Below are 25081 nucleotides of genomic sequence, written 5' to 3' on the forward strand. Positions count from 1 at the left end.
AACGGGCTGCGCCGATTACGCTTCGTCATTCAGGCAATTTTCACATTCGCTATCAGGAAGAGAAGCAGTTTCTGTCATCTTCTCTTCCAAGCCCATCAATCTTTACATCACCAGCATCAGGGCAAGCACCACAACGGCACCCACACTCATGGAGGCAACATACCAGCGCAGATACCCGTTCTCGCTGACAACCAGACCTTTATTACCAATACGCGACAGCAGCGCAGGCAGGTTCATCAGTGAGTTCAGCGGATCGCGCTGCAGCAGCCAGGCGATACCGAGATAGGGTTTGACAAAGACTTTGTCATACAGCCAGTCAAAGCCCCACGCGGCAAACCACCAGGTGCCGAAGAAGCGGCCCGGTGCGCTGTTGGCTACGCGGGTCACCAGCTGACGCTTGCCCAGCCAGAGTGCAGCAGCAATCAGAATACCGCTGACAGCGACCAAGCCTGAGGCGATCTCCAGTGCCATTTTGCCGTTTTCACCAAATTCATTTTCCGGCAGTACGCCTGCCAGCGGAGGCGTTATCAGCGCGCCAATGAAGGTGGAGAGAATCAGCAGCACAATCAGCGGCAGATGATGGGTAATGCCTTTACCGGCATGCGCGTGGATCTTCTCTTCGCCGTGGAACACGATAAAGATCATGCGGAAGGTATAGATAGAGGTAAGGAATGCCCCGACCAGACCGGCAACCATCAGATTGATGTGACCATTAGCCAGCGCACCAAACAGGATCTCATCTTTACTGTAGAAGCCTGCGGTAATAAGCGGCAGCGCAGCCAGCGCGGCACCGCCCACCAGGAAGCAGGCATAAACCAGCGGAATGCTCTTGCGCAGGCCACCCATTTTGAAGATGTTCTGCTCATGATGGCACGCCAGAATAACGGAGCCAGACGAGAGGAACAGCAGCGCTTTAAAGAATGCGTGCGTCATCAGATGGAAAATCGCCGCATCCCACGCCTGCACGCCCAGCGCCAGAAACATGTAGCCAATCTGACTCATGGTTGAGTAAGCCAGGACGCGCTTGATATCGGTCTGAACCAGCGCAGCAAAGCCCGCCAGTACCAGCGTGATAGCCCCGACAATGCCCACCAGGTGCAGAACGTCAGGCGTCAGCAGGAACAGGCCGTGGGTACGGGCGATCAGATAGACGCCCGCCGTTACCATGGTTGCCGCATGGATCAGCGCTGAAACCGGCGTCGGACCCGCCATCGCATCCGCCAGCCAGGTCTGCAGCGGCAGCTGAGCCGATTTACCTACCGCGCCACCCAGCAGCATCAGGGTCGCCCACTGCAGCATGCTGTTGTCGGCGGCAAAGTGTGCCGGTGCCAGCGCCATCAGCTCGCGGAAGTTCAGCGTGCCGAGTTCGTTGTAGAGAATAAACAGCGCAAAGGCCAGGAACACATCGCCCACGCGGGTGATGATAAAGGCTTTCATGGCCGCTTTGCCGTTGTCCGGATTGCTGTAGTAGAAGCCGATCAGGAGATAGGAGCAGAGCCCTACCCCTTCCCAGCCGAGGTACATCAGCATCAGGTTATCAGCCAGAACCAGTACTACCATGCTGGCGATAAACAGGTTGGTATAGGCGAAGAAGCGCGAATAGCCCTCTTCACCACGCATATACCAGGAGGCGAACATATGGATAAAGAAGCCGACGCCGGTGACGACAGAGAGCATGGTCAGCGACAGGCCATCCAGCACCAGGTTCACTTTAATGTCAAAGTTGCCAACCTGCATCCAGGTCCACAATGCCTGCGTAAACGGCTGTTGCCCCTGACTGAAAAACTCCATGCCCGCATAGAGCGTGGTCAGGGCTGAAAGACCGACCGACCCCATTCCGACAGCGGCTGACAGGTTCTCCGACCAGCGGCCCCGGGAAAACGCTAACAGCAAAAAGCCAATTAGCGGAAACAGTACAGTTAAATAGAGAAGATTCATCCGCGCATCTCGCTCACTGTGTCAATATTCAGCGTCTGACGACGACGATAGAGCTGCAGCAGCAGAGCCAGGCCAATACTCGCTTCCGCTGCCGCAAGGCTGATTGCCAGGATATACATCACCTGACCATCTGCCTGTCCCCAATAGCTGCCCGCTACCACCAGCGCCAGCGCTGCGGCGTTGATCATGATCTCCAGACCAATCAGCATAAAGAGCAGATTACGGCGCAGCACCAGCGAGGTCAGGCCGAGAACAAAGAGCACCGCAGCCAGAATCAGGCCATGTTGTAATGGGATCATGCCTGTCCCTCCTTATTGGATGCCGCATCCGTGACGCGATGGCTCATCACTTCAGCGTGACGATCGTCGCGACCGATATGGAAGGCCACCACCAGGCCTGCCAGCAGCAGCATTGAAGCCAGCTCAACTGCCAGAACATACGGGCCAAACAGGCTGATACCGACCGCTTTTGCATCGATAACCGTGCCATCAATACCCTGATCGGTGGCGGTGAGAATAGCGTAAACCATCACCACCAGCAGCAGCGCTGAAACGATGCCGGGTCCCACCCAGAGCGAGGGCTTAAGCCACTCGCGTTCCTGCTCCTGCTGCTGCTTGCCGAGATTAAGCATCATCACCACAAACACAAACAGCACCATAATGGCACCGGCGTATACGATAATTTCCAGCGCGCCTGCAAAGTAGGCACCCATGGCAAAAAACGCGCCGGCAATCGACAGCAGCGAAACAATCAGGTACAGCAGCGCGTGTACCGGGTTCGTATGCGTGATAACGCGCAGCGTCGTCAGCACCGCCACCAGTCCGCAAAGATAAAACGCAAATTCCATACCTGGCTCCTTAAGGTAGTAACCCTTTGACGTCGATCGGTTTGGCTTCGTTTTCCGCGTCGCCCTTCTCTTTTCCGTCGATCGCCATACCCGCCATACGATAGAAATTGTATTCCGGGTATTTGCCGGGTCCCGAGATCAGCAGATCCTGCTTCTCATACACCAGGTCCTGACGCTTAAACTCACCCAGCTCAAAATCAGGGGTCAGCTGAATCGCAGTGGTCGGACAGGCTTCTTCACACAGGCCACAAAAAATGCAGCGTGAAAAGTTGATGCGAAAGAATTCCGGATACCAGCGGCCATCCTGCGTCTCTGCTTTCTGCAGCGAGATACAGCCGACCGGGCAGGCTACTGCGCAGAGGTTACAGGCAACGCAGCGCTCTTCACCGTCAGGATCGCGCGTCAGCACAATGCGACCACGATAGCGCGGCGGCAGATAGACCGGCTCTTCCGGATACATCTGCGTTTCGCGTTTGGCAAAGGCGTGCATGCCGATCATCCAGATACTGCGCACTGTCGTGCCGAAGCCAACGACAATATCTTTTAATGTCATCTCAATACCCCTTACTGCGCGTTGTACAGAATCACTGCGGCGGTCGCCAGCAGGTTCAACAGCGTCAACGGCAGACAAACTTTCCAGCCGAACGACAGCACCTGGTCATAGCGTGGACGCGGCAGCGCAGCACGGATCAGGATAAACATCACCATGAAGAACGCCGTTTTCAGGGCGAACCAGATGAATGGCGGCAGGAAAGGTCCATGCCAGCCGCCAAAGAACAGCGTGACAATCAGCGCGGAAACCGTGGTAATGGCGACATATTCACCCACAAAGAACAGACCGAACTTCATACCGGCATATTCAATATGGTAACCGTCAGCCAGCTCCTGTTCCGCTTCCGGCTGGTCAAACGGATGACGGTGGCACACCGCTACGCCAGCAATACAGAAGGTCACAAAGCCAAAGAACTGCGGAATGATGTTCCACAGGTGGGTCTGGTTTTCAACAATCGCATTCAGGTTAAACGATCCCGCCTGCGCCACTACGCCCATCAGTGACAGGCCAAGGAACACCTCATAGCTCAGCGTCTGCGCAGAGGCACGCATCGCACCCAGCAGCGAGTATTTGTTGTTACTCGACCAGCCGGCAAACAGCACGGCGTAGACGGCCAGACCCGCCATCATCAGGAAGAACAGCAGACCGATGTTCAGATCCGTGACCATCCAGGTGGGTGAAACCGGTACAATCGCAAAGGCCAGCAGCAGCGATACAAAAGCAATAACCGGTGCCAGAGTAAAGATGAAGCGGTCGGTAAACGGTGGTACCCAGTCCTCTTTAAAGAACATTTTGATCATATCCGCCGCCAGCTGGAGTGAACCGCCCCAGCCGACACGGTTAGGTCCGTAGCGGTTCTGCCATAAGCCGAGCAAACGACGCTCGGCAAAGCTCATGAACGCCCCGCAGGCTACCACGACCAGCAAAATTACAATCGCCTTAACCACCTGCAGAATGATGTCGATAACGTCCGATGTCAGCCAGCTCATTGCGCAGCCTCCTGCAGTTGATCAATTTGCGCATGCGCAAGGAACGGCGGCACACCCGGCATGCCGAGCGGCAGACCAATCTGACCCGGCTGCAGGAAAGCGGAGAAGCGTACCGGCAGGCGCAGTGTTTCGCCGGCGCAAACCAGCTCTGCGGCAGCACCGTGATTGACGCCAAGCTTCTCTGCATCCGTTGGGTTAATCACCAGCTCAGCCGGCACCATACGCTTCTGGAATGTCGGAGAGCGCTGCGTCATCTCTTCACTGCCAAACAGCCGGTAGTAAGGCGCAACGCGGAAATGGCTGCCGCTGGCAAACCGCTCCGGCACGTTGCTAAACCACGGCAGTGAGCCTTCGCCCGCTTCAAACAGCCGGACACCCGGATCGCCATTCCGCAGTTTGCCGCCAACTTCATCCTGGAATTTGTTCCACGCCTGCGGTGAGTTCCAGCCCGGCGCCCAGGCAAAGGGGATCTGCGAGCGCGGTGCTTCAGGCTGGTTGTTCCCTTCCATTGAGAAGGCAAACATAGTGTCTTTATCCTGCGGCTGACGTGGCTCATGTACGCTGATATTGGCGCGGGCGGCAGTACGACCGCTGGCGCGATGCGGTGAACGCGCCAGCTTCTGACCGCGAATGCGGAAGCTGGCATCCGGTGCCGCATCTTTGATGCCTTTCAGCTGTGGCAGCGCAATAATCGCCGCATCAATCACGTGATCCAGCTGCGTCCAGTCGATATGACGGCTCTCCAGCGCGCTGTGCAGCGAATGCAGCCAGCGCCAGCTTTCCAGCATCACAATGCTGTTGTCATAGTAAGCGGGATCGTAAACCTGGAAGAAGCGCTGCGCGCGACCTTCATGGTTGATTGAGGTGCCATCACTTTCAGCGAAGCTGGCCGCGGAGAGCACCATACCGGCTTTCTCCAGCGTGGCGGTCCGCTGGTGGTCAACCACAATCACGCCTGACGCCTTCTGTAGCGCAGCGTCGACGCGGGCTTTCGGCGCGTGGCGATAGAGATCGTTCTCCAGCACTACCAGCGCATCCGCTTCGCCGTTTGTCAGCTGCTCCAGCGCCGCATCCAGCGAGTGACCGCCCATCATGCCCAGGCCCATGCTATTAGCCGCGCCGGCCAGCAGGGTGATCCCTACGTCGGCACCGCGGGCTTTCAGCGCTTTCGCCACGTTTGCAGCCGCCTCAATCATCGCGGTCGTGCCGGAGTGGGTGCCGGAGATAATCAGCGGCTTTTTCGCCCCTGCCAGCGCCTGCACTACCACATCAATTTTGCTGCTGAGTGACTTGTCGATATCACTCACCGCGGGTGCGCTCTCATCCAGCGCGCTGGCGATGGCAAACCCGAGGCGCGCCTGATCTTCTACCGGGGCGCGATAGCTCCACGCCGCGATATCATCCAGACGGGTTTCATCGACGTTAGTGACAAACAGCGGATGTTTCGCATGCTGACCGATATTCAGGATGGCGGCGATCTGCCAGTCTGCAACTTTCTGCGCGGCTGCCATCTCGCGTGCTTTGCCTTTTACGGCCTGGCGCACTGACAGCGCGACGCGCGCGCCCACCTGCGTCAGATCTTCGCCCAGCACCAGCACGGCATCGTAACTTTCCATTTCGCGCAGTGAAGGCGTATAGATACCGCTGTTCTGCAGCACGTTCAGCATCAGTTCAACGCGCGCCTGCTCTCCTGCTGGCATGCCGGTTGAGAAGTTGCCGGCACCCACCAGCTCACGCAGGGCAAAGTTGCTCTCGATGCTGGCGCGGGGTGAGCCGATACCGATCACGCGTTTCGCCTGGCGCAGCATGTCAGCCGCAGCGTTAACCGCCTGCTCTGCGTTCAGCGTAATCGTATCGCTGCCGCGCAGTTGATGCGGGTGACGCGGGCGATCTTTGCGGTTGACATAGCCATAGCCAAAACGACCGCGATCGCAGAGGAAGTAGTGGTTTACCGTACCGTTATAACGGTTTTCAATACGACGCAGCTCGCCATAGCGCTCGCCGGGACTGGTGTTACAGCCGACGCTGCACTGCTGGCAGATGCTGGGCGCAAACTGCATATCCCATTTACGGTTATAGCGCTCAGAGTGCGTTTTATCGGTAAACACGCCAGTCGGGCAGATCTCAACCAGGTTACCTGAAAATTCGCTCTCCAGCGTGCCATCTTCCGGACGACCAAAGTAGACGTTATCGTGTGCGCCATAGACGCCCAGATCTTTGCCGTCAGCATAATCTTTGTAATAGCGAACGCAGCGATAGCAGGCGATACAGCGGTTCATCTCATGGGAGATAAACGGACCAAGATCCTGATTCTGGTGCGTGCGCTTGGTAAAGCGATAACGACGGAAGCTGTGGCCCGTCATTACCGTCATATCCTGCAGATGACAGTTACCGCCCTCTTCGCAGACCGGGCAGTCGTGCGGATGGTTCGTCATCAGCCACTCTACGACGCTTTCACGAAACTCTTTCGCTTCGCCATCATCAATAGAGATAAAAGTGCCATCCGATGCCGGTGTCATGCAGGACATAACGAGGCGGCCGCGGGTATCTTCGGCATTCTGGAATTGTTTCACCGCACACTGGCGGCAGGCGCCTACGCTGCCGAGCGCCGGATGCCAGCAAAAATAGGGAATATCAAGGCCCAGAGAGAGACACGCCTGTAGCAGGTTGTCCGCTCCGTTCACATCATATTCTTTACCGTCTACATGGATTGTAGCCATAGTGAACATGCTTCCGTAAGGCTCGTCCGGGGACGAGCGTTAAACATCAAATTCTGTTATCCCGCTTTTCAGCCGGACTGGCGTCTGGCGCCTTCCGTCTACGGTGGTCTGCTTACCAGCGCGTTTTCAGCAGGTTAGGCTGAATACCGCCGATAGAACGGGTATTGCCAAACACCTGCGGCGCAATGCCGGCTTCAAACTCTTCACGGAAATATTTAATTGCGCTCTGCAGAGGCTCAACCGCGCCTGGTGCATGCGCACAGAAGGTTTTACCCGGGCCCAGCTGACGGCAAAGCTGCAGCAGCGTTTCGATATCACCCGGCTGCCCCTGCTTCTGCTCCAGCGCGCGCAGGATCTTGACGCTCCACGGCAGGCCGTCGCGGCACGGCGTACACCATCCGCACGACTCACGGGCAAAAAATTCTTCCAGGTTACGCACCAGCGACACCATATTGATCTCGTGATCTACCGCCATCGCCAGCGCCGTACCCAGACGGCTACCCGCTTTACCGATGCTGGCAAACTCCATTGGCAGATCGAGATGCTGGTCGGTCAGAAAATCGGTTCCGGCACCGCCTGGCTGCCACGCCTTAAACTTCAGGCCATCGCGCATACCGCCGGCATAATCTTCCAGAATCTCGCGGGCGGTGATGCCAAACGGCAGTTCCCAGACGCCAGGGTTTTTAACGCGGCCGGAGAAGCCCATCATTTTGGTGCCGGCATCTTCACTTTTAGACAGCCCTTTGTACCACTCCACGCCGTTCAGGAAGATAGCTGGCACGTTGGAGAGGGTCTCAACGTTGTTAACGCAGGTTGGCTTGCCCCAGACGCCGGCGCTGGCCGGGAACGGTGGCTTTGAGCGCGGGTTAGCACGACGCCCTTCCAGCGAGTTGATCAGCGCCGTCTCTTCACCGCAGATATAGCGGCCCGCGCCGGTGTGAACAAACAGTTCAAAATCAAAACCGGTGCCGAGAATATTTTTACCGAGATAGCCCGCTTCTGTAGCTTCGGCGATGGCGCGACGCAGGTTCTCTGCTGCTTCAACATATTCACCGCGCAGGAAGATGTAGCCGCGATAAGCTTTTAGCGCGAAAGCACTGATCAGCATGCCTTCCACCAGCTGATGTGGCAGCTGCTCCATCAGCAGGCGGTCTTTATAGGTGCCTGGCTCCATCTCATCCGCGTTACACAGCAGATAACGGATATTCATGGACTCATCTTTTGGCATCAGACTCCACTTCAGGCCGGTGCTGAAGCCCGCACCGCCGCGCCCTTTCAGGCCAGAGTCTTTGACCGCCGTAACGATTTCATCCTGGCTCATGCCGTTCAGCGCTTTTTCGGCGCCAGCGTAGCCATTTTTGCTGCGGTACTCTTCCAGCCAGACCGGCTGTTTGTCGTCGCGCAGACGCCAGGTCAGCGGATGCGTTTCCGCAGCACGAATAATGGGTTTCATCATTGATACTGCTCCAGTAGCGAGGCGATACCTTCCGGCGTCAGGTGAACGTGCGTATCGTCATTCACCATCATGGTCGGCCCCTTATCGCAGTTGCCGAGGCAGCAGGTAGGCAGCAGCGTAAAGCGGCCGTCTGCCGTTGTCTGGCCGGGTTTAATATGAAGATTCTGTTCCAGCGCTGCCTGAATGCCCTGATAACCGGTAATGTGGCACACCACGCTGTCGCAGTAGCGGATCACGTGACGGCCAACCGGCGTACGGTAAATCTGGCTGTAGAACGTTGCCACGCCTTCGACATCGCTGGCCGGAATACCCAGCACATTAGCAATTGCGTGAATAGCGCCATCCGGCACCCAGCCCCGCTGTTTTTGCACGATCTTCAGCGCTTCAATTGAGGCTGCGCGCGCATCCTCGTAGTGATGTTTTTCATGCTCAATAGCGTGGTGCTCGGCCTCGCTCAGCACAAAGACCTCATTCGGGTCGATGGTTTGAATGGCAATTTTTTGATCGTGCATAATTAGCGGTCCACGTCTGACATAACAAAATCGATACTACCGAGGTAGACGATGAGATCGGATACCAGGCTGCCGCGGATCACTGACGGGATCTGCTGCAGGTGCGGGAAGCTTGGCGTGCGCACGCGGGTGCGGTAGCTCATGGTGCTGCCGTCGCTGGTCAGGTAGTAGCTGTTGATCCCTTTCGTCGCCTCAATCATCTGGAACGATTCATTGGCGGGCATCACCGGTCCCCAGGAGACCTGCAGGAAGTGGGTGATCAGGGTTTCAATGTGCTGCAGCGTACGCTCTTTCGGCGGCGGCGTGGTCAGCGGATGGTCCGCTTTGAACGGCCCTTCCGGCATGTTGTTCAGGCACTGCTCCAGAATACGCAGCGACTGCCACATCTCTTCCATTTTCAGCTGTACGCGGGTGTAAGCATCGCTGATGCCTGCGCCAACCGGAATTTCAAAATCGAAGTTTTCGTAGCCTGAATAAGGACGCCACTTACGCACGTCAAAGTCGAGACCGGTTGCACGCAGACCCGCACCGGTTGTGCCCCACGCCAGCGCTTCATCCATATTGTAAGCGGCTACGCCCTGTGAGCGTCCCATCAGCACGGTGTTGCGCAGTGCCGCTTTGTCATACTCTTTCAGGCGTTTTGGCATCCAGTCGAGGAACTCACGCAGCAGACGCTCCCAGCCTTTCGGCAGATCGTGCGCCACACCACCGATACGGAACCAGGCGGGATGCATGCGGAAACCGGTAATCGCTTCCACGACATCATAAATTTTCTGACGATCGGTAAACGCAAAGAACACCGGCGTCATTGCGCCAACGTCCTGAATAAAGGTTGAGATGTAGAGCAGGTGGCTGTTGATACGGAACAGCTCAGAGAGCATCACGCGAATGACGTTAACGCGGTCTGGTACCGTGATCCCGGCCAGTTTCTCTACGGCGAGTACGTAAGGCATTTCATTAACACAGCCGCCCAGATACTCGATACGATCGGTATAGGGGATATAGCTGTGCCAGGACTGCCGCTCGCCCATCTTCTCGGCACCGCGATGGTGATAGCCAACGTCAGGTACGCAGTCGACAATCTCTTCACCGTCGAGCTGCAGGATGATACGGAAAGCACCGTGCGCAGAGGGGTGGTTCGGGCCAAGGTTAAGGAACATAAAGTCCTCATTGGCCGTGCTGCGTTTCATGCCCCACTCTTCTGGTTTGAACGTCAGCGACTCCATTTCCAGATCTTCTTTCTGCTTAGTCAGCGTAAAGGGATCGAACTCAGTCGCGCGCGCCGGATAATCTTTACGCAGCGGGTGCCCTTCCCAGGTCTGCGGCATCATAATGCGCGTCAGATGAGGATGCCCCTGGAACGTAATGCCAAACATCTCCCAGGTCTCGCGCTCATACCAGTTGGCGTTGGCGAAGATAGTGGTGATGGTTGGCACATTCAGATCGTTTTCAGATAACGCCACCTTGAGCATAATGTCGCGGTTACGTTCAATAGAAAGCAGATGATAGAAAACGGAAAAATCCGCAGCAGGCAGGCCTGCGCGGTGGGTACGTAAACGCTCATCAAAGCCATGCAGGTCATACAGCATGACATAGGGCTTAGGCAGCTTGCGCAGAAACGTTACAATTTCCAGCAGCTGTTCGCGCTTTACCCAGACTACAGGAATGCCGGTGCGGGTTGCCTGAACAGTAAAGGCGTCCGGCCCAAAACGATTACGCAGCTCGCCGATCACCGGGTCATCCAGGTGCTCACGGGTTTGCCATGCTGGCTGAGCGAGATCTTGCGTGGTCAAATCTGTCATACGTTACTCACCATTCCGGCCTGTTATCAGGCACTCAAAAGAAGGCGTCAGGATGGCGGCACACACTACGTTGTCATTTTCTGCTGTGGCCGTTACTCCATCCGTGTACGGGATACTTACACTTCGTCCGGGGTTCTCAGGTTAGTGACGGCAATGCGCTCGCCACGTTTCCTTTCACGTTCAGACTGCATGTTGGCGCGATATACACCCTGGTCACCGACTACCCATGAGAGTGGACGGCGCTCTTTACCGATCGACTCACGCAGCAGCAGCAGCGCCTGCATATAGGCTTCCGGACGCGGCGGGCAGCCCGGAATGTAAACATCCACCGGCAGAAATTTATCCACACCCTGTACGACAGAATAGATGTCATACATCCCGCCTGAGTTAGCGCAGGCACCCATAGAGATCACCCATTTAGGTTCCAGCATCTGATCGTACAAACGCTGAATAACGGGTGCCATTTTGGTAAAAGGCGTACCGGCAATAACCATAAAGTCAGCCTGGCGCGGCGAGGCGCGCATAACTTCAGCGCCAAAGCGTGCCACGTCATGCACCGCAGTAAATGACGTGGTCATTTCTACGTAGCAGCAGGAGAGGCCAAAGTTATAGGGCCAGAGAGAGTTCTTACGACCCCAGTTCACCATGTCATGCAGAGCGTGTTCCAGCTTGCCCATATAAACGCTACGGTGAACATGCTGTTCCAGAGGATCGGTAACAATCTCCTGTTTCTGCAGAGGATAGCGATCGCCATCCCCGCCGTTCGGGTCTACGCGTGTCAGCGTGTAGTCCATCTTATTGCCTCGCTTTTACTGCTTATGAGGGTTGGTGTGACTGTGGCTGACCGGGCTTGATTTGACCACTACGCGACGACGCGCAGGAGCCCAATCCAGCGCGCCGATGCGAACCAGATAAACCAGGCCTGCCAGGAGCACCAAAATGAAAATTGCGGCTTCGACAAAGCCGACCCAGCCGCTTTCGCGAATGGAGGTCGACCAGGCGTATAAATAGAGGGCTTCCACGTCGAAAATAACGAAAAACATGGCAACCAGATAGAATTTTGCAGAGAGGCGGATGTGGGTATCGCCAACCGATTCAATACCAGACTCAAACGGGGTGTTTTTGTAACGCGCTTTAGCACGTCCACCAAGCAGCCAGCCGCCGGTTAACATAAAGGCACAAAGGCCAAATGCGATCACAATAAATACAATAAACGCCCAGTGATGAGCGATGACTTCGGTGGTTGTTGACATACGCTTTGCTTACTCATCAAAAGTGGCGATGGCATCCTGCACTGTTGCAGCAAACACACCACATCGATTCAAGGGAAGGATAAAAACCTTATAAACGTTGCTGTCTTTCCTGATTAGGCAGCAATTTTATGGGGTTTTTTACTCCTTTCTATAACCTTTTGTCAACTTTGACAAAAGTATCCAAACATTATTTTACACCCGCATCATATTATTAACATATACCCTCATCAGCGCCAGCTAAATCGCTTCAGTTTGTGCGGTTAATTTCAGTGTAGCGGGGTTTTACATGCATGGATCGTGCGTTTAACACTCACATTTTGACAGGTCTTCCGCAGATTTCCCTCTCCCTGACAGGGTTATTTTTTTGATCCAGAACACACTTCTGCGCTTTTAGCTCTAAAAAGCAGCGCATATGGCAGGATCGGTTAGAGCAAAGAAGGCATTTTTTGATAAAAAATTTCTAAAATGACGGGAATTGAAACAACTGCTCGTTTTTCGGAAAGCCTGATAATTATCGGCCATAAAAATGCGTATCTGGCCCCGGATAACAGGCAAAAAAAAAGCCTTAGTCGCAGTTACGCCGACTAAGGCTTTTTTATAGCAATTATACAGCGCGTAACGCGCGTATTACTGCAGTGTCGCTACGGCTTACTCTTCATCATCCAGCAGCAGTGAGCTATCCGGATTTGCACTGAGATTGTAAGGATCGTTCGTCGATTGCATGGCGTTGAAAATGGCCAGCGCCAGTTCATTATCGCTGTCAGCGTTACGGCACAGCAGGTATTGCGTATCCGGTAACACTGGCAAACCTTCGGCTGCGCCCATTACGCGCAACTCAGGACTCATCATTTCAACCGGACGTGCCGTTACGCCCAGACCGGCTTTAACGGCCGCGCGCACTGCTGCCAGCGTTGATGCCACGTAAGAGATACGCCATGGAATACCCGCTTCGTTCAGATGGTCTATCGCCATATCGCGATACGGGCTTGGTTCATCCAGCAGTACCAGAGGAATCGCTTCGCCGCGCTGGAAAATATAGTCAGCGGCACAGTACCAGAGCGTTGGTGAAGTACGCAGTACCTGATGCGTGAAGTTACCCGGGCTGGACGTGGTCACAACCAGATCGACTTCTCCCTGGTTCAGCATCTCCATCATAAACGGGTTACGTTTTACACGTACATCGATGGCGAGCTTTGGATAGACTGACGTCACCCGGTTCAGCAGGAAAGGCAGAATAGTATCTGACGTGTCATCAGAGGCTCCGATAGTCAGAACGCCCTGAATATTGCTGTACATGAGTGAGGTGCAGGCTTCGTCGTTAAAACGCAGGATTTTCCTGGCATAGCCAAGCAGCTGGATACCGTGCTCCGTCAGAAGTTTGTTACGTCCATGTCGGGCAAACAGCTCTTTACCTACCAGTTGCTCCAGACGTTGCATCTGCTGGCTTACCGCTGACTGGGTTCTGCACACGGCCGCCGCCGCCGCTGCAAACGTATTCAGGTCTGCAACAGCAACAAATGTACGCAGCAGATCGAGGTCGAGATTCAGTATCGGACGATTTGCATTAGTCATGATTTTTTTCTTCACTTTATAAGATTTTTAGAACTACTACCCTGGTGTATTGCCACAAAATCAAAGAGATAAGTGGCAATGGTGCTTACTGACAATCTCCAGAGGAGATCGTCTTAAAACCGAGTTCAGGCGGGTAATGACGAGCGTACGTTCTCTGGCAGCAGAGAGGCGGCGTCATTAGAGACAGAACAACTTCAGGGCCAAAGACAAGAGTCGTACCGGTGCTGGAAGCTGTGTAGTTGCCTGGTTGCCTGCATAAAAGGTTGCAGAGCAAAAAAAGAGATAACACGTTGTTATGTCGAAACGAAGCCATAAAGTGCTTCAAATAATAAATTATACTTAATCATTTTTACGCTTTAAAGGGAAATGTTTTCGTGCAAAACATCAAATTTTTTGCCTAATAAGCCCGTTTACTCCCTCCGGCAACGCCAGGGTTAAATTTTGACCATCTGGTTTGTAAACTTATTTGGAGCGATAAAGTTACAGAAAAACGCTCATTGCCCGCCAGTATTGCGATCGTACCCGTTGCTATTCGCGCAATTTCTATGCTGAGACTGCGCATAAGAATGCAGATATTGCCGCTGCGCCATGCATGAGTTAACGCCAGCTGAATAAAACAGCATCATTTAGCAAGATACGCTTAACTATTTCATTGCGCAGCTAATCATTAGTATGGAAAGCATAACCCGGTTTTCTTATGACAGAGGGGCAGCTGGCGTAGCCGTTACAGGCAAATCGCATCGCTATTTACCAAAATAATAGTCTTGTAAATTAACCACAGGCAGTCATAAAAACCAATTTAACCGGCATATCACCATAATTACGCTACCCACACCGGGAATCTGTCTCAATCACGCCAAAAGCCGCTGCCACCCTTCTTTTGTTATCGGGAGAGGAGTAAATTGGGCAGGTTTTAACTGGGTGGCGGGTTAAAGGACTCTGCCCGAAAAGGCGGCAACGATGAATTTCCAAATTGATAAATCCGGTAAGCTGGAAAATGTCTGTTACGACATTCGCGGACCGGTACTAAAAGAAGCAAAGCGACTTGAAGAAGAAGGCAACAAGGTTCTCAAGCTGAATATTGGCAACCCAGCGCCGTTTGGTTTTGAAGCACCTGATGAAATTCTGGTCGACGTTATACGTAATCTGCCTGGCGCGCAGGGATACTGCGACTCCAAGGGGCTCTACTCTGCTCGTAAAGCCATTATGCAGCACTATCAGGCGCGTGATATGCGCGACGTTACCGTTGAAGATATCTATATCGGCAATGGGGTATCAGAGCTGATCGTGCAGGCGATGCAGGCGCTGCTCAATAGCGGCGATGAGATGCTGGTGCCGGCACCGGATTACCCACTGTGGACGGCAGCCGTTTCACTCTCCAGCGGCAAAGCTGTCCATTACCGATGCGATGAGTCAGCCGGCTGGTTTCCGGATCTGGATGATATCCGTAGCAAAATCACACCGCGCACGCGTGGAATTGTGATTATCAACCCCAATAACCCGACCGGCGCGGTTTACAGTAAAGAGCTGCTGCTGGAGGTGGTAGAAATAGCGCGTCAGCATAACCTGATCATCTTTGCTGATGAAATCTATGACAAAATCCTCTACGACGATGCGCAGCATCACTCCATTGCGGCGCTGGCACCCGATCTTCTGACGGTGACCTTTAACGGTTTGTCTAAAACCTATCGCGTGGCCGGTTTTCGTCAGGGCTGGATGGTGCTAAACGGGCCGAAAAAGCACGCCAAAGGCTATATTGAAGGCCTGGAAATGCTCGCCTCTATGCGCCTGTGTGCCAACGTGCCCGCTCAGCATGCGATTCAGACCGCGCTGGGAGGCTACCAGAGCATCAGCGAGTTTATCGCCCCTGGCGGACGGCTCTACGAGCAGCGCCAGCGCGCCTGGGAGCTGATTAACGATATTCCCGGCGTAAGCTGCGTTAAACCGCAGGGCGCGCTTTACATGTTCCCGCGTATCGATCCGAAAAAATTTAATATTTATGACGATCAGAAGATGGTGCTCGACTTCCTGCTGCAGGAAAAAGTGCTGCTGGTACAGGGCTCCGCCTTTAACTGGCCACATCCGGATCACGTGCGCATTGTTACTCTGCCGCGGGTAGACGATCTGGAGATGGCGATCGGCAAGTTTGGACGTTTTCTGCAGGGTTACCGGCAGTAAGTCACCTTCTGCTGCAGCCAGCCAGGCGCTTAACCTGTCATGTACCTGGCTGCAGTCAGGTATATACTGTATGCATTCCGGGGAGGGGTTTCCTCCCCGCTGTGCTGACAGGATGCTGTAATGACTCAAAGCCACTTTTTCGCTCACCTCTCCCGCCTGAAACTCATCAATCGCTGGCCGCTGATGCGCAATGTGCGTACAGAAAATGTCTCTGAACACAGCCTGCAGGTCGCGATGGTGGCGCATGCGCTGGCAGTGATCAAAAATCTGAAATTTGCAGGTGAACTCAATCCCGATCGTATTGCAATGCTGGCGCTCTATCATGATGCCAGTGAAGTGCTGACCGGCGATCTGCCAACGCCGGTTAAGTATTACAACGCGCAAATTGCGCATGAATACAAAAAGATTGAGAAAATTGCCCAGCAAAAGCTGATTGAAATGCTGCCGCCCGAATTGCAGGAAGCGTATCGGCCGCTGATTGATGAACACCACTATAGCGCGGCCGAACAGGCTGTGGTGAAACAGGCTGACGCTCTCTGCGCCTATCTGAAATGCCTTGAGGAGCTCTCTGCCGGCAACCATGAATTTTCACTGGCTAAAACACGGCTGGAGAAGACCCTGACCGAGCGGCGTTCACCTGAAATGGATTATTTTATGCAGGTGTTCGTCCCGAGCTTTACTCTGTCGCTTGATGAGATTTCACAGGAGACCCCGCTCTGAGCGAGCGGGTATCATTCAGGCGCGCAGGCTCAGCGAAAAGGCGCCGGTGTCGTTCTGCGTAATTTTCAGCGTGCTCAGATCGGGCAGATTAAACAGAACCTGGTTCAGACCAGGCGTATCTGCCGCTGGATCGATGGCGATCACTGCGCTGCCGGCCGCAAGGCCTGCCGCAATACCTGCGGGCGCATCTTCTACCACCACACATTCAGACGGATGCAGGCCCAGACGCTCAGCACCCAGTAAATAGGGTTCCGGATCGGGCTTGCCGCGCCGGATATCGTTAGCCGTAATAAACACCGCTGGCAAAGGGAGCTCAGCTGCGCGATGCCGGGCGTGGGCTACCGGCACCGAACCGGAGGTGACAATCGCCCAGGGGATGTTCTGCTCATTAAGCTGCGTCAGCAGCGCGCGCGCGCCGGCTATCTCCCGTATGCCCTGCGTATCCCGGGCTTCCTGCTGCTCCAGCCAGTGAAATTCCGCCTGGATGGCGGCCTCACTCTCGCCGCGCATGAAATGGCGCAGTGAATCGATAGCGGGTTTGCCGTGAATATAATCGAGTACCACCTCAGCGCTGAGCGCATGACGCTCGCCCCACTGCGTCCAGCAGCGGTTTACTGCCGGCAGTGAATCCACCAGCGTGCCATCCAGGTCAAACAGAAATCCTTTAAAATTCACCTGCTGCTCCTTATCCGATTGTGCAGAATTAAAGATCGTCCAGAAAGGTGCGATCCAGCTGTCTGAACGCCCGTTTAAGTACATCAGCCAGCGCCTGATAGGTGGGCTTTCCCTCTACCGGTGCAATCGCCTGCCCCGCCTCTTCCAGTTTGCTGCGGACTTCGTTGAACCACTGCAGCAGCGCAGGCGGCAGCGGCGTACCGGCTCGTTTACCCAGCCACCACAATCCCTGCATCGGCAGGCTGCAGGCAAACAGCGCGGTGGCGATGGCTGGCCCCAGCTGCCCGCCCAGCGCTATCTGCCACGTCAGGGTAAATACGGCCAGCGGCGGCATAAAACGGATGGCAAAGCGGGTCGCCGTAACGACCCGGTTTTCCGGAAACACTGGCGCCAGACGTTTATCCGCAGGCCAGGTTTTCATGTAGTGTTGTCCGCGCTGAAATAAGCCAAACCAGCCCGGATTACCTGCGTCATTCGCCATTATGCACCTCAACTAATACTGCATTATTTAAAATAAATTTGTAACTACACAACTTTACGTGACATCCTTCAAAACATTTTGTTTTTGCAGGTGACAGTGGGTATTCTGACGCCGTTTTCAGTAACATTACCGGAAGCTGCCGCCTGATTAAAGCACAGCCAGAGCCAGGTATTGCTACAGCGCTTTCAAAAATTTGCGTAAAATTACCGAATTTTTTTGCGTGTCGTTTTCTTTTTAGCTGGCGCATGATGTTAATCATAAATCGCCCCGCTCTCATGGGCTACGCTGTTAGTCTGATTGCGTTATTTTTAGCCACTATTTAACAAATAGGTACTTCCATGTCGACGAAGTTAGTACTGGTTCTGAACTGCGGCAGTTCTTCTCTTAAATTTGCTATCCTCAATCCAGCTACCGGCGATGAGTACCTGTCGGGACTGGCTGAATGTTTCCACCTGCCGGAAGCGCGGATTAAATGGAAGCTGGAAGGCAGCAAGCAGGAAGCACCATTGGGTGCAGGCGCAGCCCACAGCGAAGCGCTGAACTTCATCGTTAAATCTATTCTGGCACAAAAACCAGAGCTTTCGGCACAAATCGCTGCAATCGGCCACCGTATCGTACATGGCGGTGAGCGACTGACCCAGTCCGTCATCATTGATGAGGCGGTCATTCAGGGCATTAAAGATGCCTCTTCTTTTGCACCGCTGCACAATCCGGCGCATTTAATCGGCATTGATGAGGCGATGAAAAATTTCCCGCATCTCTCTGATAAGAATGTGGCGGTTTTTGATACGGCTTTCCATCAGACAATGCCTGAAGAATCGTATCTCTACGCCCTGCCTTATCATCTCTATCGCGAGCATGGCGTACGCCGCTACGGCGCTCACGGCACCAGCCACTATTATGTGACGCAGGAAGCGGCAAAAATGCTGAACAAGCCAGTCAGCGAGCTGAATATCATTACCTGCCATCTTGGCAATGGCGGCTCCGTGTCTGCTATTCGCAACGGTCAGTGTGTTGATACTTCTATGGGCCTGACGCCACTTGAAGGTTTAGTCATGGGCACCCGCAGCGGTGACATCGATCCGGCCATTGTTTTCTTCCTGCACGATGCACTGGGTATGAGCGTTGATGCGATCAACAAGCTGCTGACCAAAGAGTCAGGGCTGCTGGGCCTGACGGAAGTAACCAGCGACTGCCGCTACGTTGAAGATAACTATGCGACTAAAGATGATGCAAAGCGTGCGATGGATGTTTTCTGCCATCGCCTGGCCAAATATATCGGCAGCTATACGGCGCTGATGGATGGTCGCCTGGATGCAGTCATCTTTACCGGCGGTATTGGCGAAAATGCTGCTCTGGTACGCGAACTGGCCCTGGGCAAACTGGGTCTGCTGGGCTTTGACCTTGATCACGAGCGCAATCTGGCTGCCCGCTTTGGCAAATCCGGTTTTATCAATAAAGAGGGTACCCGCTCTGCACTCGTCATCCCGACCAATGAAGAGCTGGTGATTGCGCAGGATGCCGCGCGTCTGACAGCCTGATCCCTTTCTTCTCCGTCAGCTCAGGCTGACGGAGCGATTTTGACACCCTGTAACACCGCGAGGTTTTTAACGTGTCACGTACAATTATGCTTATCCCCACCGGCACCAGCGTCGGCCTGACCAGCGTCAGCCTTGGCGTGATCCGCGCAATGGAGCGCAAAGGCGTGCGCCTGAGTGTTTTCAAGCCGATTGCACAGCCGCGCGCCGGTGGTGACCGACCGGACCAGACGACCACCATTATTCGTAAGAACTCCGCTATTCCTGCCGCTGAACCGCTGCAGATGTCACGCGTTGAGTCACTGCTGGGTTCAAACCAGCAGGATGTACTGATGGAAGAGATCATTGCCAACTACCACGCCACGGCCAGAGAAGCAGAGGTGGTGCTGGTCGAAGGTCTGGTGCCGACACGTAAGCATCAGTTCGCTTCGGCGCTCAACTACGAGATCGCCAAAACGCTGAACGCAGAGATTGTTTTTGTGATGGCGCTGGGCAATGACTCGCCGGCTCAGTTAAAAGAGCGTATTGAGCTAAGCCAGAGCAGCTTTGGCGGCAGTAAAAACAAAAACATCACAGGCGTTATCATCAACAAGCTGAATGCCCCGGTTGATGAGCAGGGTCGTACCCGTCCCGATCTGTCAGAGATTTTTGATGACTCCTCTAAAGCCAGCGTAGCCAACATCGATCCGAAACAGCTGTTTGCCAACAGCCCGCTGCCGGTGCTGGGCTGTGTGCCATGGAGCTTTGACCTGATCGCCACGCGCGCTATCGATATGTGCCGCCACCTCAACGCGGAAATCATCAACGAAGGTGAAATCGAGACACGCCGCGTTAAATCTGTGACCTTCTGCGCACGCAGCATCCCGCACATGCTGGAGCATTTCCGTCCCGGCTCGCTGCTGGTGACCTCGGCCGATCGCCCTGACGTACTGGTTGCTGCCTGTCTGGCAGCGATGAACGGTATTGAAATTGGTGCCATTCTGCTGACCGGCGGCTATCAGATCGAAGCGCCTATTGCCCGTCTGTGCGAGCGCGCTTTCCAGACCGGCCTGCCGGTGTTTATGGTGAAAACCAACACCTGGCAGACGTCGCTGAGCCTGCAGAGCTTCAACCTGGAAGTACCGGCTGACGATACGCAGCGTATTGAAAAAGTGCAGGAGTATGTTGCCGGCTTTATCAACGCCGAGTGGGTTGAGTCGCTGACCGCCACTTCCGAACGCAGTCGTCGCCTGTCGCCTCCTGCTTTCCGCTATCAGTTGACCGAACTTGCACGTAAAGCGGGCAAACGCATTGTCCTGCCGGAAGGCGACGAACCGCGCACGGTTAAAGCGGCGGCAATCTGCGCCGAACGCGGCATTGCCACCTGCGTCCTGCTGGGGGATCCGGATGAGATCCAGCGCGTGGCGGCGGCTCAGGGCGTGGAGCTGGGCACCGGCATTGAGATTGTCGATCCGAAAGTTGTGCGCGGAAACTATGTGCCGCGCCTGGTTGAGCTGCGCAAAAGCAAAGGCATGACGGAAGTCGTGGCGGAGGAGCAGCTGGAAGACAATGTGGTGCTGGGTACCATGATGCTGGAGAGCGGAGAAGTGGATGGCCTGGTCTCTGGCGCGGTGCACACCACTGCCAATACCATTCGTCCGCCGCTGCAGCTGATCAAAACTGCGCCCGGCAGCTCGCTGGTTTCATCCGTGTTCTTTATGCTGCTGCCGGAACAGGTACTGGTTTACGGCGACTGCGCCATCAACCCCGATCCTAACCCGGAGCAGCTGGCTGAAATCGCGATTCAGTCTGCAGATTCCGCCAGCGCCTTTGGTATCGATCCGCGCGTAGCGATGATCTCTTACTCAACCGGCAACTCCGGTGCGGGCAGCGACGTTGAGAAAGTGCGCGAAGCCACCCGCATTGCGCAGGAGAAGCGCCCCGATCTGGTTATTGATGGTCCGCTGCAATATGACGCGGCCATTATGGAAGATGTTGCCAGGTCCAAAGCGCCTGATTCGGCGGTTGCCGGACGCGCCACGGTCTTTATCTTCCCGGATCTCAATACCGGTAACACTACGTACAAAGCGGTGCAGCGCTCTGCCGATCTGATCTCTATCGGCCCGATGCTGCAGGGCATGCGTAAACCGGTCAATGACCTGTCACGCGGCGCGCTGGTCGATGATATCGTCTACACCATCGCCCTGACGGCCATTCAGTCGCAGCAGGCGGAAGGATAAGCTCTCCTCCCCTGCTCAGGTATAAAAAAAGCATGCGCCAGGCGCATGCTTTTTTTTCGCGTCGTGCAGATACAGCGGTCAGCTTTCGCTGTTCTGCTTGCTGCGTGCTGCATCGCTATTACGGCTCAGCCACAGCGAGAGCGCTTTCAGTGAATCGTCGGTAAACTCATCGCAGCGCGCCGTGATCTCTTCTGGCGTCATCCAGAAAATCTCATCAACTTCACTCTCCTGCATCGCAAACGGACCGTGAGAAACACAGCTGAACAGCCCGCCCCAGACGCGGCAGTGCTGATCTTCAAAGTAGAATTTGCCGTGTTCAGCGAAGGGTACTGCCGCGATCCCCAGCTCCTCTTCCGCTTCGCGCCGTGCAGATTCAAGCATCTCTTCACCGCTCTGCACCACGCCACCCGCGGTGGCATCCAGCATACCGGGCATGAAATCTTTGGTTTCTGTGCGACGCTGTACCAGGATCTTGCCCATACCATCATGAACCACGATATAGGTGGCGCGATGGCGCAGACACTGTGCCCGCATCTGTGCCCGGCTGGCCTGCGCAATCACTTCGTTCTCTTCGCTGACGATATCCACCCACTCAATAGCGTCATCTGCCGTTTGATCCACCATCCGTAACCCTTTTGACGTTTCAGCGTGCGCGGCACGCGTCGGTTTTTTTATTGCTTTATCAGAATGCGCGTAAGGTAAAGCGTTCTTATCACTGTCGCAAGCGCTTAGCGTGCTTTGCCCGATCCCGCCAGCCTCAGCATAAGCAGCCGGGGTGCCACATCTTTACCGGCTTTTTTCACCTAAGGCAATAATCTGCTGGTCGGATCTTTGCCTCTCCGGCAGCCTCAGGGCCGCTTTTTCCCTCACGCTGCAGGCGCTGTCACACTCACTCTCCGCTTCTCTTCTATGCTCAATGCTGAGCAGATAATAATTTACAGGGAGGCTCACGATGCAATTACTGATTACCGGCGGCACCGGGTTGATTGGCCGCCACCTGATCCCGCGACTGCTGCAGCTCGGGCATCAGGTGAATGTAGTGACGCGTGACGTGGCAGCCGCGCGGGAAAAACTCGATGAGCGCGTCAGGCTCTGGTCCGGACTCGATCAGCAGTCCGACCTTAATGGCATAGAGGGCATTATAAATCTGGCTGGCGAACCTATCGCTGATAAGCGCTGGAGCGCCAGCCAGAAGCAGCAGCTGTGCGAAAGCCGCTGGCAAATCACTGAACAGCTGGTTTCACTGATCCACGCCAGCAGTACTCCTCCCGCGTTTCTGATCTCCGGTTCAGCCACTGGCTTCTATGGCGACAGCGGCGAGGTCATTGTGACCGAAGAGGATCCCGGTCAGGATGAATTTACCCATACGCTGTGCGCGCGCTGGGAACAGCTGGCGCTCAAGGCCGAGAGCGAGCAAACCCGGGTCTGCCTGCTGCGTACCGGCGTTGTGCTGGCGCGTGAGGGCGGTGCGCTGGAAAAGATGAAACTGCCTTTTCGTCTTGGCGTGGGCGGGCCGATTGGCAGCGGCAAACAGTATCTGCCGTGGATCCATATTGATGACATGATCGATGCCATCATCTGGCTGATGGATCACCCGTCGCTGCGCGGTCCGTTCAACATGGTTGCCCCCTATCCGGTGCGTAACGAACAGTTTGCCGCGACGCTGGGACAGGTCATGCACCGGCCCGCTTTTATGCGCACGCCGGCGGCCGCCATCAAACTGATGATGGGTGAATCAGCAGTGCTGGTGCTGGGCGGTCAGCATGTGCTGCCCAAACGGCTGGAGGCGTCCGGCTTTACCTTTCGCTGGTATGATTTACAGCAGGCGCTGCAGGATGTGGCGGGATCACCGCCCCGTCCATAACCATCGAAGCGGCTCAGGCCTGCTTCGGCTGGCTATTCGACGCCGTCAGACCTCCGTCGACCGGCAGGTTAACGCCGGTGATATAACGCGCGTCATCGCTGGCGATAAAAGCAGTTGCGCTAGCGGTATCTTACGGCTCACCAGCGCGGCGCTGCAGAATGCGATCATAGAAGCGTTAATGCAGCGCCTCATCTCTTTTTATCTCTTCGGTAAGATCGGTGAGAGCAAAGCCAGGGCAAACGGCGTTGTTAACCAGCATATCGACGCGCCCATATTGCCGCTGCGGCACCCATGCCAGCTCCGGTGATCACCACCACTTACTCTGCAAAGCGCGACATCTTTCCTCCGGGTTATTTCGCGGTTGACACGGCTAAGCCTGACAGCCAGTACGCTGAGTTCAAGCGAAGCCTGCAGATTTAACGTGCCGCTTAGCTGAGGCAATAACCTGCGGATATTCAAATAGTGCACTTTTTCGTACAGGCTCAACTGCGCTGCTGCGCGATACGTGATTTCACTGCGGATGCTTCCCGGGTGTGTCCCGGTTGCGGCACGCGAATAATAAACGTCAGCACGCCGGCAAACACATACAGCCCGGTGTACGCCCATACCACGCCGACGATATCGAAGAACGGCAACATAACTGAAGCAATCGCCGGTGCCACAAAGTTGCTGAGGCCTGCCGACAGATTGTAAATCGAAACGGCTGCGCCTTTATGATGCGGTTCAAGCGTCGGGAACACGGCGGTCATTGGCACAAATGCCGCGACAAAAATCCCCAGCATCACCGCCGGAATCAGCGCGACCCAGAAATTGTGGCCGGCATACAGCGGCAGGTAGTAAAACGCCAGGCTGGAGATCGCCATACCGAGGCAGCCATACCAGCGCACCTGGCGGATCCAGCCAATTTTCTCGCCGATGATGCCCCAGAAGATGTTGGTGAAAATGGTGACAAAAAAGAACACTGCCCAAATCTGCAACCATTCAGAGATGGTAAAGCCGAGACGATCAACAAACAGCAGCGGCATGATAATCGCAAAACCAAACAACGATAGCGTATTGATGATGCGAATCAGACAGGCGTAAAACACGTGCTGGTTGGTGAACAGAATGGTCACTGCGCGTGACATTTCGGTCATTTTGTCACGCAGCGGCAGATTCACGCGCGAACGGTCCACCGGCACATTGCGCAGGCTGAAAAAGGCCAGTACGCCGCCCGCCGCTACCCAGCCAATCGCCAGCCACAGCGTGCCGGTTTCACCCAGCATCGGGATAGTCAGGCTGGGCAGATAGCTGCCAACCACGCCAATGCCGACCGAATACATCGCCCAGAACCATCCGGTGGCGGCAGCCAGTTTCTCGCGCGGCAATACCTGCACCAGCATCATCATGAAGGAGTAGATGAACAGCGGATAAGCCAGCCCGCGAATGCCGTAAAACAGCACCATCAGCGGATAATTGCGCAGGCCAAGACCGAGCGACATAAACAGCGTGTGCATCACTATCCACAGCACAAAGCCAATCAGCATTGCACGTTGCGGGGTAATCAACTCCGCAACCACGCCGGAAGCCCAGGCCGCCAGCGCCGCCGCCAGTCCGTAAAAGGTAAACACCAGCGCCGACTGGCCCGGCGTGAAGCCCATGTCAGTAATATGGCGGGAGAGAAACGCCATTTCGAAGCCGTCGCCCGCCATAAAGATGGCAATCGCGAGGAAGCCCCGGAACATTTTTTTCGGTAAGCCAAACCAGTAATCGTTCGCTTGCATC

22 protein-coding genes and 1 pseudogene are annotated in these 25081 nt (G+C 55.0%); 5 read left to right on the plus strand and 18 right to left on the minus strand.

Going from position 1 to position 25081, the window contains the following annotated elements; genetic code table 11:
* Positions 1-102: 102 nt before the first annotated feature.
* The 12 genes from nuoL to lrhA all read right to left on the minus strand — a co-directional run bounded on the left by nuoL (position 103) and on the right by lrhA (position 13642).
* Positions 103-1938 (minus strand): NADH-quinone oxidoreductase subunit L, encoded by a 1836-nt coding sequence (gene nuoL / locus F3J39_RS07335; RefSeq protein WP_094111123.1) that lies wholly within the window; start codon positions 1936-1938, stop codon positions 103-105.
* Complete coding sequence (gene nuoK, locus F3J39_RS07340) at positions 1935-2237, minus strand: NADH-quinone oxidoreductase subunit NuoK (RefSeq protein WP_013509877.1); 303 nt, start codon at positions 2235-2237, stop codon at positions 1935-1937. The genes nuoL and nuoK overlap by 4 nt, the downstream gene beginning before the upstream one ends.
* Entirely contained in the window at positions 2234-2785 is a 552-nt protein-coding gene (nuoJ, locus tag F3J39_RS07345; RefSeq protein ID WP_039385563.1) for an NADH-quinone oxidoreductase subunit J, read from the minus strand. The genes nuoK and nuoJ overlap by 4 nt, the downstream gene beginning before the upstream one ends.
* Before the next feature lie 10 nt (positions 2786-2795).
* Positions 2796-3338 (minus strand): NADH-quinone oxidoreductase subunit NuoI, encoded by a 543-nt coding sequence (nuoI, locus tag F3J39_RS07350; protein WP_039385566.1) that lies wholly within the window; start codon positions 3336-3338, stop codon positions 2796-2798.
* 11 nt (positions 3339-3349) lie between these two features.
* Positions 3350-4327 (minus strand): NADH-quinone oxidoreductase subunit NuoH, encoded by a 978-nt coding sequence (gene nuoH, locus F3J39_RS07355; protein ID WP_039385568.1) that lies wholly within the window; start codon positions 4325-4327, stop codon positions 3350-3352.
* Positions 4324-7047, minus strand: a complete 2724-nt coding sequence (gene nuoG / locus F3J39_RS07360) for an NADH-quinone oxidoreductase subunit NuoG (RefSeq protein ID WP_166714019.1) — start codon at positions 7045-7047, stop codon at positions 4324-4326. Before nuoG ends, nuoH begins: the two co-directional genes overlap by 4 nt.
* 112 nt (positions 7048-7159) lie before the next feature.
* Positions 7160-8500, minus strand: a complete 1341-nt coding sequence (nuoF, locus tag F3J39_RS07365; protein WP_039385572.1) for an NADH-quinone oxidoreductase subunit NuoF — start codon at positions 8498-8500, stop codon at positions 7160-7162.
* Positions 8500-9015 carry an NADH-quinone oxidoreductase subunit NuoE gene (nuoE, locus tag F3J39_RS07370; RefSeq protein WP_039379025.1) on the minus strand — a complete coding sequence of 172 codons (516 nt, stop codon included), beginning with the start codon at positions 9013-9015 and terminating at the stop codon, positions 8500-8502. The genes nuoF and nuoE overlap by 1 nt, the downstream gene beginning before the upstream one ends.
* Before the next feature lie 2 nt (positions 9016-9017).
* A complete protein-coding gene (gene nuoC, locus F3J39_RS07375; RefSeq protein WP_039379028.1) occupies positions 9018-10817 on the minus strand; it encodes an NADH-quinone oxidoreductase subunit C/D in 1800 nt (599 codons plus the stop codon).
* Between the two features lie 116 nt (positions 10818-10933).
* Positions 10934-11611, minus strand: a complete 678-nt coding sequence (locus F3J39_RS07380) for an NADH-quinone oxidoreductase subunit B (RefSeq protein ID WP_039379030.1) — start codon at positions 11609-11611, stop codon at positions 10934-10936.
* Positions 11612-11626: 15 nt separating this feature from the next.
* On the minus strand, positions 11627-12070 hold the full coding sequence (locus F3J39_RS07385) for an NADH-quinone oxidoreductase subunit A (protein ID WP_039379033.1): 444 nt from the start codon (positions 12068-12070) through the stop codon (positions 11627-11629).
* 648 nt (positions 12071-12718) lie between these two features.
* Positions 12719-13642, minus strand: a complete 924-nt coding sequence (gene lrhA, locus F3J39_RS07390; protein ID WP_039379035.1) for a transcriptional regulator LrhA — start codon at positions 13640-13642, stop codon at positions 12719-12721.
* Positions 13643-14602: 960 nt separating this feature from the next.
* Here lrhA and F3J39_RS07395 point away from each other — a divergent pair.
* Both F3J39_RS07395 and yfbR read left to right on the plus strand, forming a co-directional pair.
* The gene (locus F3J39_RS07395; RefSeq protein ID WP_039379037.1) at positions 14603-15820 is read left to right on the plus strand and encodes a pyridoxal phosphate-dependent aminotransferase; all 1218 of its coding nucleotides are present in this window, start codon (positions 14603-14605) and stop codon (positions 15818-15820) included.
* Between the two features lie 120 nt (positions 15821-15940).
* A complete protein-coding gene (gene yfbR, locus F3J39_RS07400) occupies positions 15941-16540 on the plus strand; it encodes a 5'-deoxynucleotidase (RefSeq protein ID WP_166714020.1) in 600 nt (199 codons plus the stop codon).
* A gap of 15 nt (positions 16541-16555) precedes the next feature.
* Here yfbR and F3J39_RS07405 read toward each other — a convergent pair whose 3' ends face one another.
* Genes F3J39_RS07405 through F3J39_RS07415 form a run of 3 tightly spaced genes read right to left on the minus strand, consistent with a single transcriptional unit; the run spans position 16556 to position 17955 of the window.
* Positions 16556-17215 (minus strand): sugar phosphatase, encoded by a 660-nt coding sequence (locus tag F3J39_RS07405; RefSeq protein WP_071668057.1) that lies wholly within the window; start codon positions 17213-17215, stop codon positions 16556-16558.
* 28 nt (positions 17216-17243) lie between these two features.
* Positions 17244-17699, minus strand: a complete 456-nt coding sequence (gene yfbV / locus F3J39_RS07410; RefSeq protein ID WP_186368972.1) for a terminus macrodomain insulation protein YfbV — start codon at positions 17697-17699, stop codon at positions 17244-17246.
* Positions 17686-17955, minus strand: coding sequence for a hypothetical protein (locus F3J39_RS07415; protein WP_139239657.1), 270 nt, complete (start codon positions 17953-17955; stop codon positions 17686-17688). Before F3J39_RS07415 ends, yfbV begins: the two co-directional genes overlap by 14 nt.
* A 79-nt stretch (positions 17956-18034) precedes the next feature.
* Between F3J39_RS07415 and ackA the strand changes: the two genes are divergently transcribed.
* Both ackA and pta read left to right on the plus strand, forming a co-directional pair.
* The gene (gene ackA / locus F3J39_RS07420) at positions 18035-19237 is read left to right on the plus strand and encodes an acetate kinase (RefSeq protein ID WP_166714021.1); all 1203 of its coding nucleotides are present in this window, start codon (positions 18035-18037) and stop codon (positions 19235-19237) included.
* 71 nt (positions 19238-19308) lie between these two features.
* Entirely contained in the window at positions 19309-21453 is a 2145-nt protein-coding gene (pta, locus tag F3J39_RS07425; protein WP_199181679.1) for a phosphate acetyltransferase, read from the plus strand.
* Positions 21454-21531: 78 nt separating this feature from the next.
* On the opposite strand, the gene yfcD is transcribed toward pta, so the two are convergent.
* Complete coding sequence (gene yfcD / locus F3J39_RS07430) at positions 21532-22077, minus strand: NUDIX hydrolase YfcD (RefSeq protein ID WP_039379079.1); 546 nt, start codon at positions 22075-22077, stop codon at positions 21532-21534.
* 328 nt (positions 22078-22405) lie between these two features.
* Between yfcD and F3J39_RS07435 the strand changes: the two genes are divergently transcribed.
* Positions 22406-23317: a TIGR01777 family oxidoreductase gene (locus tag F3J39_RS07435; RefSeq protein ID WP_039379083.1), complete on the plus strand. Its 912-nt coding sequence runs from the start codon at positions 22406-22408 to the stop codon at positions 23315-23317.
* Between the two features lie 13 nt (positions 23318-23330).
* Here the strand turns inward: F3J39_RS07435 and F3J39_RS07440 are convergent.
* Together F3J39_RS07440 and F3J39_RS07445 are read right to left on the minus strand one after the other, a co-directional pair.
* Positions 23331-23564, minus strand: a pseudogene (locus tag F3J39_RS07440) (SDR family oxidoreductase); the annotation flags it as partial.
* A 235-nt stretch (positions 23565-23799) separates the two neighbouring features.
* Entirely contained in the window at positions 23800-25080 is a 1281-nt protein-coding gene (locus F3J39_RS07445) for an MFS transporter (protein WP_039379086.1), read from the minus strand.
* Position 25081: the final 1 nt, after the last annotated feature.

This window comes from Pantoea sp. Acro-807 (genome assembly GCF_011752675.1).
GTDB classification, from domain to species: domain Bacteria; phylum Pseudomonadota; class Gammaproteobacteria; order Enterobacterales; family Enterobacteriaceae; genus Pantoea; species Pantoea eucrina.

Excerpts from the sequence above, each read along its gene's own strand:
- nuoL (WP_094111123.1), bottom strand. The coding sequence starts at position 1,938 with ATGAATCTTCTCTATTTAACTGTACTGTTTCCGCTAATTGGCTTTTTG.
- nuoK (WP_013509877.1), bottom strand. The coding sequence starts at position 2,237 with ATGATCCCATTACAACATGGCCTGATTCTGGCTGCGGTGCTCTTTGTT.
- nuoJ (WP_039385563.1), bottom strand. The coding sequence starts at position 2,785 with ATGGAATTTGCGTTTTATCTTTGCGGACTGGTGGCGGTGCTGACGACG.
- nuoI (WP_039385566.1), bottom strand. The coding sequence starts at position 3,338 with ATGACATTAAAAGATATTGTCGTTGGCTTCGGCACGACAGTGCGCAGT.
- nuoH (WP_039385568.1), bottom strand. The coding sequence starts at position 4,327 with ATGAGCTGGCTGACATCGGACGTTATCGACATCATTCTGCAGGTGGTT.
- nuoG (WP_166714019.1), bottom strand. The coding sequence starts at position 7,047 with ATGGCTACAATCCATGTAGACGGTAAAGAATATGATGTGAACGGAGCG.
- nuoF (WP_039385572.1), bottom strand. The coding sequence starts at position 8,500 with ATGAAACCCATTATTCGTGCTGCGGAAACGCATCCGCTGACCTGGCGT.
- nuoE (WP_039379025.1), bottom strand. The coding sequence starts at position 9,015 with ATGCACGATCAAAAAATTGCCATTCAAACCATCGACCCGAATGAGGTC.
- nuoC (WP_039379028.1), bottom strand. The coding sequence starts at position 10,817 with ATGACAGATTTGACCACGCAAGATCTCGCTCAGCCAGCATGGCAAACC.
- F3J39_RS07380 (WP_039379030.1), bottom strand. The coding sequence starts at position 11,611 with ATGGACTACACGCTGACACGCGTAGACCCGAACGGCGGGGATGGCGAT.
- F3J39_RS07385 (WP_039379033.1), bottom strand. The coding sequence starts at position 12,070 with ATGTCAACAACCACCGAAGTCATCGCTCATCACTGGGCGTTTATTGTA.
- lrhA (WP_039379035.1), bottom strand. The coding sequence starts at position 13,642 with ATGACTAATGCAAATCGTCCGATACTGAATCTCGACCTCGATCTGCTG.
- F3J39_RS07395 (WP_039379037.1), top strand. The coding sequence starts at position 14,603 with ATGAATTTCCAAATTGATAAATCCGGTAAGCTGGAAAATGTCTGTTAC.
- yfbR (WP_166714020.1), top strand. The coding sequence starts at position 15,941 with ATGACTCAAAGCCACTTTTTCGCTCACCTCTCCCGCCTGAAACTCATC.
- F3J39_RS07415 (WP_139239657.1), bottom strand. The coding sequence starts at position 17,955 with ATGATTAACATCATGCGCCAGCTAAAAAGAAAACGACACGCAAAAAAA.
- ackA (WP_166714021.1), top strand. The coding sequence starts at position 18,035 with ATGTCGACGAAGTTAGTACTGGTTCTGAACTGCGGCAGTTCTTCTCTT.
- yfcD (WP_039379079.1), bottom strand. The coding sequence starts at position 22,077 with ATGGTGGATCAAACGGCAGATGACGCTATTGAGTGGGTGGATATCGTC.
- F3J39_RS07435 (WP_039379083.1), top strand. The coding sequence starts at position 22,406 with ATGCAATTACTGATTACCGGCGGCACCGGGTTGATTGGCCGCCACCTG.
- F3J39_RS07445 (WP_039379086.1), bottom strand. The coding sequence starts at position 25,080 with ATGCAAGCGAACGATTACTGGTTTGGCTTACCGAAAAAAATGTTCCGG.